Annotated in this window: 15 protein-coding genes and 1 riboswitch; of the genes, 8 read left to right on the top strand and 7 right to left on the bottom strand. The window is 47.1% G+C overall.

Features of this window, described 5'->3' with window-relative positions:
• Positions 1–44 precede the first annotated feature (44 nt).
• Together fadH and KNP91_RS01500 are read left to right on the top strand one after the other, a co-directional pair.
• On the top strand, positions 45–809 hold the full coding sequence (gene fadH / locus KNP91_RS01505) for a 2,4-dienoyl-CoA reductase (protein WP_214766056.1): 765 nt from the start codon (positions 45–47) through the stop codon (positions 807–809).
• 150 nt (positions 810–959) lie between these two features.
• Positions 960–1,673: a ZIP family metal transporter gene (locus KNP91_RS01500; protein ID WP_012369847.1), complete on the top strand. Its 714-nt coding sequence runs from the start codon at positions 960–962 to the stop codon at positions 1,671–1,673.
• A 45-nt stretch (positions 1,674–1,718) separates the two neighbouring features.
• Here the strand turns inward: KNP91_RS01500 and KNP91_RS01495 are convergent, their stop codons facing one another.
• The 6 genes from KNP91_RS01495 to KNP91_RS01470 form a co-directional block, all read right to left on the bottom strand.
• Positions 1,719–2,324: an HD domain-containing protein gene (locus KNP91_RS01495; protein WP_214766058.1), complete on the bottom strand. Its 606-nt coding sequence runs from the start codon at positions 2,322–2,324 to the stop codon at positions 1,719–1,721.
• Positions 2,325–2,384: 60 nt separating this feature from the next.
• Complete coding sequence (locus tag KNP91_RS01490) at positions 2,385–3,107, bottom strand: amino acid ABC transporter ATP-binding protein (protein WP_041261856.1); 723 nt, start codon at positions 3,105–3,107, stop codon at positions 2,385–2,387.
• 13 nt (positions 3,108–3,120) lie between these two features.
• The gene (locus tag KNP91_RS01485) at positions 3,121–3,777 is read right to left on the bottom strand and encodes an amino acid ABC transporter permease (protein WP_214766060.1); all 657 of its coding nucleotides are present in this window, start codon (positions 3,775–3,777) and stop codon (positions 3,121–3,123) included.
• Between the two features lie 60 nt (positions 3,778–3,837).
• Positions 3,838–4,614, bottom strand: a complete 777-nt coding sequence (locus KNP91_RS01480) for a transporter substrate-binding domain-containing protein (RefSeq protein ID WP_012369843.1) — start codon at positions 4,612–4,614, stop codon at positions 3,838–3,840.
• 303 nt (positions 4,615–4,917) lie between these two features.
• A complete protein-coding gene (locus KNP91_RS01475) occupies positions 4,918–5,343 on the bottom strand; it encodes a BrxA/BrxB family bacilliredoxin (protein ID WP_012369842.1) in 426 nt (141 codons plus the stop codon).
• Between the two features lie 34 nt (positions 5,344–5,377).
• Entirely contained in the window at positions 5,378–6,562 is a 1,185-nt protein-coding gene (locus KNP91_RS01470) for a class I SAM-dependent methyltransferase (RefSeq protein WP_214848258.1), read from the bottom strand.
• Between the two features lie 116 nt (positions 6,563–6,678).
• Between KNP91_RS01470 and KNP91_RS01465 the strand changes: the two genes are divergently transcribed.
• Positions 6,679–7,452: a sporulation protein gene (locus KNP91_RS01465; RefSeq protein ID WP_214848255.1), complete on the top strand. Its 774-nt coding sequence runs from the start codon at positions 6,679–6,681 to the stop codon at positions 7,450–7,452.
• Positions 7,453–7,519: 67 nt separating this feature from the next.
• On the opposite strand, the gene tenA is transcribed toward KNP91_RS01465, so the two are convergent.
• Positions 7,520–8,215, bottom strand: coding sequence for a thiaminase II (gene tenA, locus KNP91_RS01460; protein ID WP_214848252.1), 696 nt, complete (start codon positions 8,213–8,215; stop codon positions 7,520–7,522).
• A 74-nt stretch (positions 8,216–8,289) separates the two neighbouring features.
• Positions 8,290–8,395, bottom strand: a riboswitch (TPP riboswitch).
• Between the two features lie 191 nt (positions 8,396–8,586).
• On the opposite strand from tenA, the gene KNP91_RS01455 reads away from it, so the two are divergent.
• From KNP91_RS01455 to KNP91_RS01435, 5 genes are all read left to right on the top strand, one after another.
• Complete coding sequence (locus tag KNP91_RS01455; protein ID WP_012369838.1) at positions 8,587–9,468, top strand: DUF1002 domain-containing protein; 882 nt, start codon at positions 8,587–8,589, stop codon at positions 9,466–9,468.
• A 278-nt stretch (positions 9,469–9,746) separates the two neighbouring features.
• Positions 9,747–11,612: a ribosomal protection-like ABC-F family protein gene (gene abc-f, locus KNP91_RS01450; protein WP_214848249.1), complete on the top strand. Its 1,866-nt coding sequence runs from the start codon at positions 9,747–9,749 to the stop codon at positions 11,610–11,612.
• A gap of 214 nt (positions 11,613–11,826) precedes the next feature.
• Positions 11,827–13,302: an alanine/glycine:cation symporter family protein gene (locus tag KNP91_RS01445; protein ID WP_214766068.1), complete on the top strand. Its 1,476-nt coding sequence runs from the start codon at positions 11,827–11,829 to the stop codon at positions 13,300–13,302.
• 117 nt (positions 13,303–13,419) lie between these two features.
• Positions 13,420–14,310 carry a diacylglycerol/lipid kinase family protein gene (locus tag KNP91_RS01440; RefSeq protein ID WP_214848246.1) on the top strand — a complete coding sequence of 297 codons (891 nt, stop codon included), beginning with the start codon at positions 13,420–13,422 and terminating at the stop codon, positions 14,308–14,310.
• Positions 14,311–14,636: 326 nt separating this feature from the next.
• Complete coding sequence (locus KNP91_RS01435) at positions 14,637–15,353, top strand: peptidoglycan DD-metalloendopeptidase family protein (RefSeq protein WP_214766072.1); 717 nt, start codon at positions 14,637–14,639, stop codon at positions 15,351–15,353.
• Positions 15,354–15,367: the final 14 nt, after the last annotated feature.

Genomic DNA, 15,367 nt, shown 5'->3' with positions numbered 1-15,367 from the left:
TATATTGAATGGCTATTCATTCAGTTTATAAGGGGGTTTTGGAAATGGCAAAAACAGTACTTGTCACAGGTGGTACGAGCGGAATGGGGAAAGCGATGGCGATCGCTTTAAAAGAGGCCGGGTGGAATGTCGTCGTGACCGGTCGGAATGCCGAGCGGTTGCAGCAAACCGATCAGGATTTACAAGCGATTGGTGGACACCACAGTGTCATTCAAATGGACGTCCGGGATCCGGATGCCTGTATCGCTGCTGTCAATCAAACCCGACAACAGTTTGGACAACTGGAAGCCCTCATCAACAATGCTGCTGGTAACTTCATCTGTCCGACGGACGAACTCTCACCGAACGGATGGAAAACGGTAATTGATATCGTCTTGAACGGGACATTCAACTGTTCCCATGCCCTCGTCAAAGGCTGGCAGGAAGACAACGTATCGGGCGGACAAATCTTGAATATCGTTGCCTCATACGCGTGGCAGGCAGGTGCCGGTGTCGCACCGAGTGCTGCGGCAAAAGCTGGTGTCCTGAACCTGACACGAACACTTGCTGTCGAATGGGGATACAAATACGGAGCCCGCATCAATGCAATCAGTCCGGGACCGATTGAACGGACCGGCGGCGCCGATAAACTTGCCATGTCACCGGAACATGCGGAACGGATTCGCCGCAACGTCCCGCTCGGCCGATTCGGCACACCGGAAGAAATCGCCGGACTAGCGACCTGGATGTTGTCCGATCAAGCGAGTTATTTAAATGGGGAATGTATTGCCCTCGACGGCGGGCATTGGTTAAATAAACAACCGTTTTGATCATACAATACGCCTCTCGCCTTTTCAGCGAAAGGCGTTTTTCCTTGTTTCCGGATTACCTTTTCTGCTTTTTTAACTAGCTATGTTTATCAATCATTTTTTTAGGAAAATAGTAATACAGATAGGGAAAGAGCTAAGGAGGATGTTTACATGGGAATCGCTTTTATGTGGGGGGCCATCGCTGGAGGAGCCGTCGTCATCGGAGCTTTGATTGGTTTGTTTCTCCCTCTTAAACAACGGTTGATCGGATACGTGATGTCGTTTGGAACAGGGATTTTAATCGGGGCGGCAACGTTTGAGTTATTGGATGAAGCCCTAAATAAATCCACGACGAAGATTGTCGGCATCTCCTTCATCGTGGGGGCACTCGTGTTCACTGCTTTTGATATGTTTGTTTCCTCACGTGGGGCCAGTAAACGAAAACGCTCATCCGGCGGAAACGAAGGGACAGGAACTGCCATCTTTTTCGGAACGATTCTTGATGCGATTCCGGAATCGATCATGATTGGTGCCAGTTTATTATCGGGAAATGTCAGCGCCGCGCTTGTCGCAGCCATTTTCGTCAGTAACATCCCGGAAGGTTTGTCGAGTACGACCGGCTTACAAAAAGACGGTTTCTCGAAGAAAAAAATCCTGGTCATGTGGGGAGTCGTCTGGTTGATTTCCGCGCTCGCCTCCCTTGCCGGGTATTCGATTTTATCAGAATTGCCGGATATGCAGTTTGCGATGATTGGTGCTTTTGCCAGTGGCGGTATCATTGCCATGCTCGCTTCAACGATGATGCCGGAAGCGCATGAGGAAGGCGGAGCCATCGTTGGTCTGTTCGCTTCTCTCGGCCTGATTACAGCTGTCATCTTAAGTTAACGAACAGGGATCCGCTCTATCAGGAGCAGATCCCTGTTTTTATCATTATTGATCGTTCCATTCCTGCTTGAACCGTTCGACGAATTCCCGCATATACTGATGACGATCTTCAGCAATGATCTTCGCTGTCTTCGTATTCATCAAATCTTTTAAACGGAATAATTTTTCATCGAAATGGTGTAAGGCACTTGTCGTCCCTGTCCGTTCACCCGGCTCGCGGGGAGCGAGTCCCGGTACATACATCGGTTCCTGAAAGTGACCGGCAAATTGAAATGTCCGGGCAATCCCAATCGCACCAATCGCGTCCAAGCGGTCCGCGTCCTGGACAATCTTCCCTTCCAGTGTCTTCATCGGCGGACGGTCACCCCCTTTAAACGATAAACTGTTGATGATGTCGAGGATATGCAGGCGGTCCTGCTCCGAGACACGTGGTCTTAAATACTGGTCGACATTTTCACTTGTCCCGCCGAGTTTACTGTCCGCGACGTCGTGCAGCAGTGCAGCGAGTTCAATGATACGGACATTCCCGCCTTCGATTTCGGCAATCCGTAAGGCCATCTTCCGGACACGTTCGATGTGGGAAAAATCATGTCCGGAAAAATCATTTGCATGGAATTCCTGAACGAACCGTTCCGTCTCTTTGTTAAGCATAAAAAACCTCTCCCTGTCTTAAAAAAGCGCCTACTCATTGAATCGAGTCGGCGCTTTTCGTTATAACACTTTTTCCAAGAATTTTTTGGCGCGATCGGTTTTCGGATGATCAAACAGTTCCACCGGACTGCCTTCTTCCATCAGAATGCCTTCATCGAGGAACAGGACGCGGTCGGCAACTTCTTTTGCAAAGCCCATCTCGTGCGTAACGATGACCATCGTCATGCCGCTTTCTGCCAGTTGTTTCATGACATCCAGCACTTCGTTGACCATTTCCGGGTCAAGCGCTGATGTCGGTTCGTCAAACAACATGACGTTCGGTTCCATCGCCAGTGCCCGGGCAATCGCGACCCGTTGTTTTTGACCGCCCGACAGCTGGTTCGGGAAGTTATCGCGTTTTTCGGCCAAACCGACACGTTCGAGCAGGACTTCCGCCCGTTTGACAGCCGCATCTTTCGAGAGACCAAGCACGTTAATCGGTGCATAAATCAAGTTATCGAGAACCGATTTATGCGGGAACAGATTAAACTGTTGGAATACCATGCCGATATTTTGACGGGCCTTGGCAATGTTCGCTTTCGGTTTCGTAAGTTCAAACCCATCGACGTTAATCGTGCCGCTTGTCGGCTGTTCCAACAAATTAATGCATCGTAAGAACGTTGATTTCCCGGATCCCGACGGACCGATGACGGCCACGACTTCGCCGCGTCCGACCGTCGTCGTAATACCTTTTAAGACTTCTAGTTTTCCAAACTGCTTATATAGATCAGTAACTTGAATCATAGGTTCCATCTGATTACCCACTCTTTCTCATAGCTTTTTCGACTTGTTGACCAATCAAGGACAATCCCATGACAAGTACGAAATAGACGAATCCTGCAAACAATAACGGTTCAAAATACAAGGCCTTCTCTCCACCGACGACTTGCGCCCGGCGCATGACGTCGAGGACACCGACCGTCGAAATCAAAGCGGATTCTTTTGTTAATGTGATCAGCTCGTTCATGATTGCCGGCAGGATATTTTTGAACGCTTGCGGCAAGATGATCGACCGTAACTGTTTCATGTAAGGAATACCAAGGGCATCTGCTGCTTCCCATTGTCCGCGGTCAACGGCTTGAATGCCGGCCCGGATGATTTCCGAAATGTAAGCCCCCGAGTTTAAGGAAAAGGCGATGATGGCGGATTGATACCCCGTCGTCACATACCCCGTCAACTGCGGTAACCCAAAGTGAATGATCGCCAGTTGTAAAATGAGCGGCGTTCCACGGAAGACCGCCGTATAGGCATGACCAATAAATCGAATAAATCCGTTTTTCGTGATTTTTAACGCCGCGACGACAATCCCGATTAACATACCGGCAATCGCGGCGACGATGACGACTTGAAATAGAACTGGAATTCCTTGCAGAATATATGGGATTGAATCTTGAATCTTTGTAAAGTCTATCATAACCAATCTCCTAACGTCGCACAAAAGGGATGAGGTTACCCCCACCCCTATGCACTACTCTTATTTTGCTTCTTTTTGGAACCATTCTTCCGCGAGTTTATCGATGTCGCCGTTGTCGATCATCTTCTTCAACTCTTTGTTGAAGTCGTCACGCATTTTGTCCCCTTTTTTGAAGGCGACGGCAGAACCGGTTGGCCCGTCTTCTTTGATTTCATACGTTTTTAATGCTTTGTCCTGATCCATGTATTTGACGGCTACTGCGTCTTCAATGATCAAAGCGTCGATCCGGCCCGTATTCAACTCCTGAATGATTTCCGGAATTTTATTTAATGAAACAGCTTCACTGTCTTTGTAACGGTCCTTCGCCAACGCTTCCTGGATCGATCCGAGCTGGACACCCAGTTTCTTGCCTTTTAGCTCGTCATCTGACGCGATCGCTTTATCTTTCGTCATGACCAGGTTTTTGGACTGGAAATAAATATCCGTGAAGTCGGCGTTTTTCTTCCGCTCGTCGGTCGGCGTCATTCCCGCCATGACGAAATCAACACGTCCCGCACTGAGCGCTCCAAGCAGACTGCCGAACTCCATGTCCTCAATTTTCAAATCATATCCGAGGTTTTTTGTGACTTCTTTGGCGATTGCCACATCAAATCCGACGATGTCATCACCTTTTGCTGTATCGATATACTCGAATGGGAAGTAATCCGCTGACGTTCCCATCGTCAATACTTTATCGTTCTTTTTTGTCGTATCCCCTGTCGATTCCTCCGAAGCGCCACATGCTGCCATTGTGACTGCTAGAATGCCTGCCATTGCCGTTGCTGCTAATTTCTTCATCAATAAATTCCCCTTCCAACGCTCAATTGTCAGAACTTTAACAATAGTATGACTTATGTTTTTTTCTAATTCAATACTAAAAAGTTCGACCTGATTTATTGCTTTTAGAATATACGAATATTTATTCATTGTAAAGCATAATAATCTGTAAAAATTGCATAAAATGCGGATTTATTCATATTTGATGAGTAATCACTTATGTTGATAACGCTTACATTTATTTCAGGACAAGCGACTTTCGTTCAACGGACGGTGTTTCATAAAAAAACCTGCCCCTCAAGCAGGGGCAGGTTTTTGATTTACTTAAGCGTAGATTTCAATCAGTGACTCTAACTTCTCGACGACTTCTTCCGCTGTAAACGATTCGATGTCAAACCGTTCGACCATCGACAGGATGTTTCCATCCTGCATCAAAGCGAATGATGGCGATGACGGTGGATATCCTTCGAAGTATTCACGGGCCCGATCGGTTGCTTCCCGGTCTTGTCCTGCAAATACCGTTACGAAATGATCCGGTTTGACACCTTCCATACGGTTGACATAGGCAGCTGCCGGGCGGGCAATACCGCCGGCACATCCACAAACGGAATTGACGAGGACAAGCGTCAGTCCTTCGCGCTTCATTGCCTCATCGACGCTCTCAGCCGTCGTCAATTCTTCAAAACCGGCTGCCGCTGCTTCTTTACGTGCCGTTTGAACGACATCTTCAAAATACATTTGGAAATCCATTGTATTTGTTTCCCCCTTTAATTCGTTGTCTTCTTTATTGTACGAGTTTCGATGAAATCTGTCCAAGTCTGCCGCTCAATTCACGTTCTAAATACGGCTTTGCATGCAACAGCTCCCGGAAAGCGATATACCGGTCGATTTTTTCTTCTGTTGGCCGTTTCGGATTTTTGTAAGCCCGAATCAGGATGTTTTTCGGCGTGTTTTCTAAATCGATGAATTCAAGCAATTGCGTCTCGTATCCGACAAGTGTCAATAACTCGGCCCGAATCGAATCCGTCGCGAGTGAAGCAAACTTTTCTTGAATCAACCCATGTTGCAGCATGACGTCAAGCGGTGAACAATCCAGTTGACGGTTTAATTCCTTTTGGCAACACGGAACGCTGAGAATCACTGATGCGTTCCAATCAACGGCACGGGCAAGTGCGACATCGGTCGCGACGTCACAGGCATGTAACGTCACCATCAAGTCAACTTCTGTGTCCTGGTCGTAATCGTGGACATCACCGACACGGAAGGACAAATCATCATACCCTAAATCAGCAGCGATCGCCGCACAGTCCTCAATGACTTCTTTTTTTAGATCAAGACCGGTGACATTTAAATCAAAACCTTTGACGATCTTCAAGTAATGATAAAGAGCAAACGTCAGATACGATTTCCCGCATCCAAAATCTAAAATCCGTAATGTACGTCCTTTCGGCAATACGGCGATACTGTCTTCGACAAATTCCAGAAAACGATTGATTTGTTTGAATTTGTCGTATTTTTGGCGTTTGACCTGTCCTTCTTCCGTCATGACACCTAAACGGATTAAAAAAGGCACCGGTACACCATCTTCTAACAAGTGACTTTTCTTGCGGTTATGCGACAACTCTGCCTGAATCGTTTCTTTGACGGTCGTTTTAATGGAGACTTTCATTTTCTTCGAGAGTTGAAACTGGACTTCTTCCGTTTCGAACCGGAATAAAAATTGACGGAATTCGTCAAAGAATTGGTCCATTCTTACAATAAATTCTTCTATACTTAAATTCTCATGCTTAATGATCCGTTCATGTTGAAACTCTAACTGGATTGCATACGTATCTCTAAGTAGAATCGGTTTTACCTTGATTCGGCGGAGATCATTTGATTTCAGACGCGGAGCGCTGATTGTCGCGTGTATGAGTGAAGTCGCCTGCAGTTTTTCCGTGAGCAAGTCATTTAATTGATGTAGTTCCAAGTATCGTCCCGTCCTTTTTTGTTTGGTCTTTCGAAACTGTAGCAAATTCATCCGTGTTCGACAAGCAAGTCAGCTTTCTTTTCAGTCGTCATACTTAATTTAAGGAGGAACACAACATGTTTAAAAAAATCCTTTCCCAAATCGGTATCGGTGCCGCAACGGTCGACACGCGCCTCGAGCAAGAACACTGTGAACCCGGCGGTACGATTCAAGGAGTCGTCCATATCAAAGGCGGTAACGTCGATCAGGAAATCGCACGGATTTATCTCGCCTTCAACACCCAGTACAAACAGGAAGTTGGGGACAGCAAGACATTCACGACATTCACACTGGATCGGTTTGTGTTAAATGAAGCACCGTTTACCATCGAAGCCGGTGTCGAACGCGAAATTCCGTTCACGCTGCAGGTTCCTTTTAATACACCACTCTCCGTCAGTCAATCGAAATCCTGGATTGAGACCGGTCTTGATATCGCGCAAGCGGTCGATCCGTCCGATCATGATGCGGTCGTCGTCAAGGCAAACGACTATCAATCCGTCATTCTGGAAGCGATGGAAGATCTCGGATTCCGCTTGAAAAAAGCAGATACAGAAAAATTACCGGGCCGCTTCCGAAAAGATTTACCGATCGCGCAGGAACTCGAATATTCTGCCCGCGGTACGCATTATGCGCATAAACTGGATGAAATCGAAGTCATCTTGCTGCAGGACCGGTCCGGAATCGATATCGTTCTTCAAATCGACCGTCGTGCCCACAGCCTCGGCTCTTTGTTCAGCGAAATGGCGGGTACGGACGAAACGATGACGAAACTTTCATTATCCAATCAGGAGTTAACCAATCCGTCGCTGGTGAAACAACGCCTCGCAGATTTGATTGAACACCACAGCTGATTGATCTTTTCTATATAAAACACCGGATCCGCCAACAAGCGAATCCGGTGTTTTACGTTGTCTCGTCTTATTTCAATGATGTCGCTGTAATAATCTGTGCCAGGCTTTTTTCAAATGTCTCTTCCGTCCAGCCCATTTCCCAAAACATCAATTCGTAATAACAGCTTCTGACGAAATGCTGCTTCATCCGGGTGCGTTCTTGATCACTTGCTTGCGCTGCCAGCTCATTCAAACGCTCGATCTGCTCAAAGACTACCCGCTCGAACCAGTCCGAACTGTATGTCGCAATCCATTGTTGATAAATCGGTGAAGCCGGTACAGCGGTCTGTAACTGTTGTCCGATTTCATAATAGAGCCAGTAACACGGTAAGATGGCAGCAATCGTCTCTCCGAGCGTCCCTTCGCTCGCATGGTGCATATGTGAAATATAGGCGTATGCGGTCGGGGCCGGCTCGAACCGGGCTAATGTTTCGTCCGAAATCCCAAGCGGTTCAAAAAACGACTGGTGCAGACTCAGTTCTGCGGCATAGGTCGATGTCGCATGTTCCGCGAGCTCTGCAATCGTCACGAAATCCTGTGCCTTGGACGCGGCACGGGCCTGAATTTTCGCGAAATGTTTTAAGTAATAGGCGTCTTGGAGTACGTAATGTCGGAATTTCTTTTCCGGCAATGTCCCGTCTGCAAGACCGGTCACGAACGGATGCGTAAAACTGCTGTCCCAATACTGTCCTGCCGCTTGCCGGATTTCTTCACTGAATTTCATATTTCTTCCCCCTTTTGTCATCAAAAAAACGCCACACCTGATGTCAGGTATGACGTGAAAAGACCAGAAAAAGAGGATCTGTCACGCCACTTCCCTCCGTAAGTCCAAACTTAATCAGGTTCAAAGGGTCCGCACGTCTCCGTCGTCTCAGTCAGCCTACTGACTCCCCTAGTGGTCGCTATTTGATTTGTTTTAAGTGTAACATGATTTCATTCAATTCTGAACCTGCTCCCCTTCTTTCCATTGTTTTTCTGTACAATGAACATGACGGAAGGTCGATGTCGGCTCGTCCTTGAGACCGATTCTCTTCCGTCACCGGTCGATTAGACTGAAATTAGTACCTGATACTTAACTTACGGAGGAATCTGACAATGAATAAAACCATCACATGGACTGCTTCGGCATTACTTGCCACGACGTTATTACTGCCTACTGCTGCATCTGCCGAGCAGGTCGTCGACAAAACGATCATCACACTCGGAGAATCACTCGGAGCAAAGGATAAAGCATGGGTCTTGTCCCGCCTCAATGCACCGGAAGGTATCACCCCGATCATCGCGACATCTGCCGATGAGGAAAAATATCTCGGGAAAAACATTCCCCAGTCCCAGCGCGGCGGCAATATGTATTCCTCCGCCAAGATCGAATTGGCTGAAAAAGGCGACGGTCTGTCCGTCGCAACCGAAAATATCACATGGGTCACAAAAGACATGTATTTGAATGCGCTGGTCACGGCCGGTGTGACCGATGCCGACATTACGATTACTTCCCCTTATAAAGTAACCGGTACATCTGCCTTGACTGGTATCATGAAAGCCTATGATCAAACGTCAAGTGAGACCGGTATCAAACTGACGGATGAACGGAAAGATTTAGCCCAACAAGAATTATCGGTCACATCAGATGTCGGAAAAACCGTCGGGACGGATAAAGTCGCCGACTTGATGAACGAAATCAAAGCCGAAATCGCGAAGCAAAAACCGGAGACGAAAGTCGAAATCGAGAATGTCATCGTCCAAGTCATTCAAAACAATAATATCAATCTGTCCGATGCCCAAATGGAGCGCTTGACCGGTCTGTTTAACCAAATGGAAAAAGCTGATCTTAACTGGGGACAGATTGAGACGGGACTGAAGGATGCCGGACAAAACATCCAGTCCTTTGCGACATCGGAAGAAACAAAAGGATTTTTTGCCAAACTGTTTGACGGTTTAAGTGCCTTCTTTAATTCCATCGCCGGTTTATTTAAATAATCTGCTCTTCCTTTCATTCCCGGTGGCATGGTAAAATAGAGTCATCGAATGAGAAAAGGTGGTGTGGAAAGATGGGTTTTGCTGCGTGTAAGCATTGGTTGATGGAACAACTGTATCTGTTGCGCGCGATTTTTCATGGAATGGCGTTCTAAGGGACTAGTCTGTCCTTTTTTGAAGAACTCTATACTTGAAAAATAAAGCAAAGCGCATCTTCCACTGGTGAAGGAGAGTGCTGTTTGCGCTCTCCTTTTTTTGATGCGTCAGAGAGGAAAATTCATATGATGATCTGCGACATCCAACACCTGTCCAAACAATTCGGAGGCGACGATATTTTAACGGATGTGTCCCTCTTTATCCAGTCACATGACCGCATCGGCTTGATCGGACGTAACGGGAGCGGGAAAACGACTTTCCTGCGTTTACTGGCCCGGCTTGATTCACCTGACACCGGAACCATCTACCAAAAAAGCGGGCTATCCATCGGTTATTTGGAACAATTGCCGGTATTCGATCCCCACATGACCGGTCTTGACGTCCTCTGGACCGCGTTCGCCCCGCTGCTCGACTTACGGCAATCGTTGCACCGGCTCGAACAAGAGATGGCAACGAAAACCGATCAACTCGAGTCACTGCTTGCCCAGTACACGAAGGTGACCGAAGCATTCGAGCGGCAAGGCGGCTATTTACTGGAGTCTAAAGTCGACCGGATGATTAACGGTTTACGGCTTCATCCGTTACTTGATCGTCCGTTCGATCAGCTCAGCGGCGGTGAACAAACAAAAATCTGTCTCGGACGGATGCTGTTGAGTGAACCCGACTTGTTGATTCTTGACGAACCGACCAACCATCTCGATCTGGAAGCCGTCGAATGGCTTGAGTCATTTTTAGCACACTACGCCGGTTCCGTCTTACTCGTGTCTCACGATCGCGTTTTCCTTGATACGGTCGTGACGAGCATCGCTGAACTCGAAGATGGTGAAGTCCGGCTTTACCAAGGAAACTATACGTACTACATGATGGAAAAAGAACGTCTTTTACTTGAACAATTCCATGCCTATCAGGAACAGCAAAAAAAGATCAAGCAAATGAAGGACGCGATCCGCCGTCTCCGGCAGTGGGCCAATGAAGCTTCTCCCCCAAGCGAAAAGCTGTTCCGGAAAGCAAAATCAATGGAACGTGCGCTGGATCGAATCGAACGGATCAAACGTCCGAAGCTTGAGGCCGAGACACCGGATCTTACGTTTACGGCACAAGGTAAAACAAGCCGGACGGTCTATCGTCTGGAGGACGTCGGCGTTTCCTTCACCGAGTCACCGTTGTTTCACTCCTTAACCGTCGATATCGTTGCCAAGGATCGCTTGGCCATCGTCGGTGCCAATGGAAGTGGGAAAACGACTCTGTTGCAATTGTTGTTAGGTCATATTCAACCGACGAGCGGTCTCATCTCCCAAGGTCCTTCGGTCAAAATCGGCTATTTATCCCAACACATCGACTTTCCTGACGATCAACGGTTAATCGATGTCTTCCGGTCAAACATCGTATGTGATGAAGGGACAGCCCGTAAACGGCTCGCCCAGTTTTTATTTTTTGGACCCCGTGTCTTTTTACCTGTGACCGCTTTAAGCGGAGGCGAGCGTATGCGGCTGATGCTCGCAATCCTTGTCAACTCGGAATTAAACGTCTTGATCCTTGATGAACCGACGAACCATCTCGACATCGAATCACGGGATGCCCTCGAAGAGGCGCTTGAATCGTTTAACGGAACGCTGATCGCTGTTTCGCATGACCGCTACTTTTTAAATCGGCTGTTTACGAAAACACTTTGGCTCGGACAAACACCGACACTGTATCACGGCCCTTATGCGTATGCAACAAGCAAACTGACTGTCGCGTCCCCTGCCGCTGAACCGACACAACTTTCTTCAAATAAAAAATCATCTCAACCGTCACCTTCGATGATCCCGTTGCAAACCTCCCGGCAACTCGAAGAGACAATTCAGCAGGCAGAGCAGGAGCTTTTTCTACTGGAGTCACGACTGGAACAGACAAGCGATTACGAAGCATTGATGAAACTTTCTACCAGTCGGGAAGAGCTGGTTCAAAAGATTGACGAACTCTATGAACAATTCCTTGCTGTGGAATGATTGTTTTGACGCAGAATAAACTGTTTTGACCTGTCATAATCATCGACAGGTCTTTTTTTACTTATTCTGAATCAAGTTTCCTTTTACATTCTAAATAATTAATTTGATTAGTTTTTGAAAAAAAGTTTTAAAATTTTTCTTGCTAATTATCTGAAAATTCGTATAATTTAGCGTATAGCCATTTTACCACAACACATGAGGAGGAATTTTTCAGATGGATGCCTTTCAGCAAGCAGTACAATCAGGAGTCGATTTTGCCAACAACTTATTATGGTCTTATGTTTTAATCGCGGCATTAATCGGCGTCGGCATCTACTTCACCATCCGGACAAAATTCATTCAGTTCCGGTACTTAAAAGAAATGTTCCGCGTCACACTCGATAAAAATGAGAAAACAACGGATGATGAAGGAGAAAGCATCACTTCGTTGCAATCGTTCTTCATCGGTGCCGCTACCCGGATCGGAACAGGTAATTTAGCCGGCGTTACGATTGCCATCACGCTTGGCGGTCCCGGTGCCGTCTTCTGGATGTGGATGGTCGCTTTGCTCGGTGGAGCAACGGCTTTGATTGAAAGCACGCTCGCTCAGGTCTACAAAGTCCGCGACAGTAAAACCAACGCTTACCGCGGCGGACCAGCCTACTACATCGAAAAAGGATTGAAAAACCGTGCGCTCGGCGTTATTTTCGCCATCTTGATCGCCGTCACATTTGGTCTGATTTTCAACTCGGTCCAATCGAACACGATCGCTGCGGCCTTTGACAATGCCTTCGGGATCAACAAAGCGGTCATCGGCGGTGTTCTCGTCGTCTTGACAGGACTCGTCATCTTCGGCGGTGTTCACCGCGTTGCGAAATTCTCTGCCGTCGTTGTCCCGATTATGGCGGGTCTTTATCTGATCGCTGCCCTCTTCGTTGTCATCACGAACTTCACGGAACTCCCTGCTGTCTTCATGATGATTCTCAAGAGCGCATTCGGCATCGAACAAGCCGTCGGCGGATCTGTCGGAGCAGCTATCTCACTTGGTGTTAAACGGGGTCTCTTCTCGAACGAGGCCGGAATGGGTTCAGCACCAAATGCTGCTGCTGCGGCTGAAGTCTCGCACCCTGCAAAACAAGGGTTCCTCCAGACACTGGGTGTTTTCCTCGATACACTGATCGTCTGTACAGCAACTGCTGCCATCGTCTTGTTGAGTGACAGCTATGCTGCCGGAAACGGTGAAGGAATTGCGATGTTACAAAATGCTTTAGGCGAACAGCTTGGAGCTGTTGCCCCGGCTTTCATCGCAGTCTGTGTTTTCCTGTTTGCCTTCAGTTCTATTGTCGGCAGTTATTACTACGGCGAAACGAACATTGAATTCATCAAAAACAGTCCGGCTGCCGTCTTCGGATTCCGGATTGCGACAATGGCTTTCGTTTTCATCGGATCTGTTCTCAGTCTCGGAATGGTCTGGAGTTTTGCCGACCTCTTCATGGCCGGTATGACCTTGATCAACTTGACAGCCATCTCACTTTTAGGTGGCATCGCGCTGAAAGTCATCAACGATTACCAGGAACAACGGAAAAAAGGACTTGATCCTGTTTTCTCGGCGAAAGCTCTCGGTATCGAAAATACAGAGTGTTGGGACGAAGAAGAAATCGTTCGTCCGGCAGCAGGAGAAGCATCCCCACCACCAATCGCTCGCCGCTAATTTCAGGATTGCCTTGGACATCGACAGAAGTCATGTCCAAGGTTTTTTTCTGCCCAGGATTATGTTTATGCAATCTTGGGAAAATAGGAACAGGTAGAATTAAAGGAGGAATCATTCGTGTCAAAAGTCATGCTCATCATCAATCCGTCGTCCGGTAAAGAACTCGGTAAAAAACATGCGGAACTCGCGGAAGGAACATTGGCTCAACGATTTACGGAAGTCGATGTACGCTTCACGGAAAAAGAACTCGATGCAACTGAATTCGCAACACAAGCTTCACTCGGCCACTATGACGCTGTCGTCGCCATGGGCGGGGATGGCACAGTGAATGAAGTCATCACTGGTATCGCGGAACAGGCGCATCGTCCGACACTCGGAATAGTGCCTCTCGGGACGGTCAATGATTTAGCGCGTGCCTTACACATCCCGACGGAACCCGAGGAGGCGATCAGCGTCTTAGAGGATGCCCCTTCCCGTTCACTCGATATCGGAAAATATGATGATCATTATTTCATGAACGTCATCGCGGTCGGGTTAATCGCTGAAGCTGTCGAAGAAGTCAGTGTCGAACAAAAAACATCACTCGGTTCCGTCGCCTACTTCATCGAAGGATTAAAAGCCTTTAAGGATCACAGCCCCTATCCGATTCGCCTGACGGCGGAAGAAAAATCGTTTGACGGTGAAACTCCTCTTCTGATCATTTCCTTGACTAATTCTGTTGGTGGTTTCGAATCATTCGCAAAAGATGCCCGTGTGGATGATGGACTGTTACATGTCTTCATCGTGAAACAGCTTGGTTTCTTTGATGCCTTACAGGCCTTACCGAAATTATTGACCGGAAAAATTTCCGATGCCGATCAAGTCGAATACTTTACGACAAAAGAAGTTCATGTCGATTCAAAAGAACGTCTTCCGATTAATGCTGACGGCGACACAGCGGGTCATCTTCCCGTTACGGTTCAGGTCTTAAGTCAGCATTTAACTGTTTTCGCACCCGTTTCCAACTAATTCTTTTTGCCTATAGCCCATGACGATGTGAGACACACATCGTCATGGGCTATTAATTTTTTTCATAAAAAGGTCTATATATTCTATTTTAGTAAAAATAAATTCAGATAATAAATGAAAAATATTCCATTACAATATATGTTATACAACTATAATCTTGCAATGAAACTGAAATATTTTTGTGTTATTCGCAATGCTATAATCATTCTATCAAGAAAATATTTATACATATTAAATACATATGCTTTGCATCTTACAACTTTGAAAGGGTCTTGTTCCCTTACATAATCGTCCGTCGTCTTTCACACTTTAGGAGGAACTTCTACATGAAACGCATGATTACAACTATGACAATGACAGCACTGATGGTTTCTGGTTTCGCTACAACGGGTACAGAAAAAGTTGAAGCAGCAACAACGTACAAAGTAAAAGTAACTGCAGACGGGTTGCGGGTTCGAACGGGTCCTTCGACTGCTTACAAAGTTGTCGGTAGTGTCAATTCTGGTCAAACCTTCAATTATTTAGGAGTGTCCGGATCTTGGACAAAAATTTCTTACGGCGGCACATCCCGTTACATCTCTTCTACATATGCTAAAAAATACAGTGTTACGACATCTACAAAAGCATCTAGCGGATTTTCCCGGCCGGCAAGTGGTCCGATTACTCAGGGATACGGCGGAGCAAGCGGTGTCTACGGCTATACCTTCCATAACGGAATCGATATCGGCGCACCAACAGGCACACCGGTCTATGCCTCTGCCGGCGGTACCGTCATCACTTCCCGGTATTACGGGGCCTACGGTAATCACATCATGATGAAAAGTACTGTCAATGGTGTCTCATATACGACAGTCTATGCTCATTTAAACAGCCGTTCCGTGTCTGTTGGGCAAACGATTGCCAAAGGCACAAAGATCGGGACGATTGGTGCAACAGGCAATGCTTTTGGTGCTCACCTTCACTTCGAAATGCATCGCGGTAGTTATGTCTACAGCGGTACATATGCAGCAAACAGCGTCAACCCGCTCAACTACTTCAATTAAGATGTAAACTCTAC

The organism is Exiguobacterium sp. s138, from assembly GCF_018618775.1.
GTDB lineage: Bacteria > Bacillota > Bacilli > Exiguobacteriales > Exiguobacteriaceae > Exiguobacterium_A > Exiguobacterium_A artemiae.
Note: the sequence above shows the minus strand (reverse complement) of the source record. Positions and strands in the feature narration are given on the sequence as shown.

Coding starts and splice junctions, on each gene's coding strand:
- fadH (WP_214766056.1), top strand. CDS start 45: ATGGCAAAAACAGTACTTGTCACAGGTGGTACGAGCGGAATGGGGAAA.
- KNP91_RS01500 (WP_012369847.1), top strand. CDS start 960: ATGGGAATCGCTTTTATGTGGGGGGCCATCGCTGGAGGAGCCGTCGTC.
- KNP91_RS01495 (WP_214766058.1), bottom strand. CDS start 2,324: ATGCTTAACAAAGAGACGGAACGGTTCGTTCAGGAATTCCATGCAAAT.
- KNP91_RS01490 (WP_041261856.1), bottom strand. CDS start 3,107: ATGATTCAAGTTACTGATCTATATAAGCAGTTTGGAAAACTAGAAGTC.
- KNP91_RS01485 (WP_214766060.1), bottom strand. CDS start 3,777: ATGATAGACTTTACAAAGATTCAAGATTCAATCCCATATATTCTGCAA.
- KNP91_RS01480 (WP_012369843.1), bottom strand. CDS start 4,614: ATGAAGAAATTAGCAGCAACGGCAATGGCAGGCATTCTAGCAGTCACA.
- KNP91_RS01475 (WP_012369842.1), bottom strand. CDS start 5,343: ATGGATTTCCAAATGTATTTTGAAGATGTCGTTCAAACGGCACGTAAA.
- KNP91_RS01465 (WP_214848255.1), top strand. CDS start 6,679: ATGTTTAAAAAAATCCTTTCCCAAATCGGTATCGGTGCCGCAACGGTC.
- tenA (WP_214848252.1), bottom strand. CDS start 8,215: ATGAAATTCAGTGAAGAAATCCGGCAAGCGGCAGGACAGTATTGGGAC.
- KNP91_RS01455 (WP_012369838.1), top strand. CDS start 8,587: ATGAATAAAACCATCACATGGACTGCTTCGGCATTACTTGCCACGACG.
- abc-f (WP_214848249.1), top strand. CDS start 9,747: ATGATGATCTGCGACATCCAACACCTGTCCAAACAATTCGGAGGCGAC.
- KNP91_RS01445 (WP_214766068.1), top strand. CDS start 11,827: ATGGATGCCTTTCAGCAAGCAGTACAATCAGGAGTCGATTTTGCCAAC.
- KNP91_RS01435 (WP_214766072.1), top strand. CDS start 14,637: ATGAAACGCATGATTACAACTATGACAATGACAGCACTGATGGTTTCT.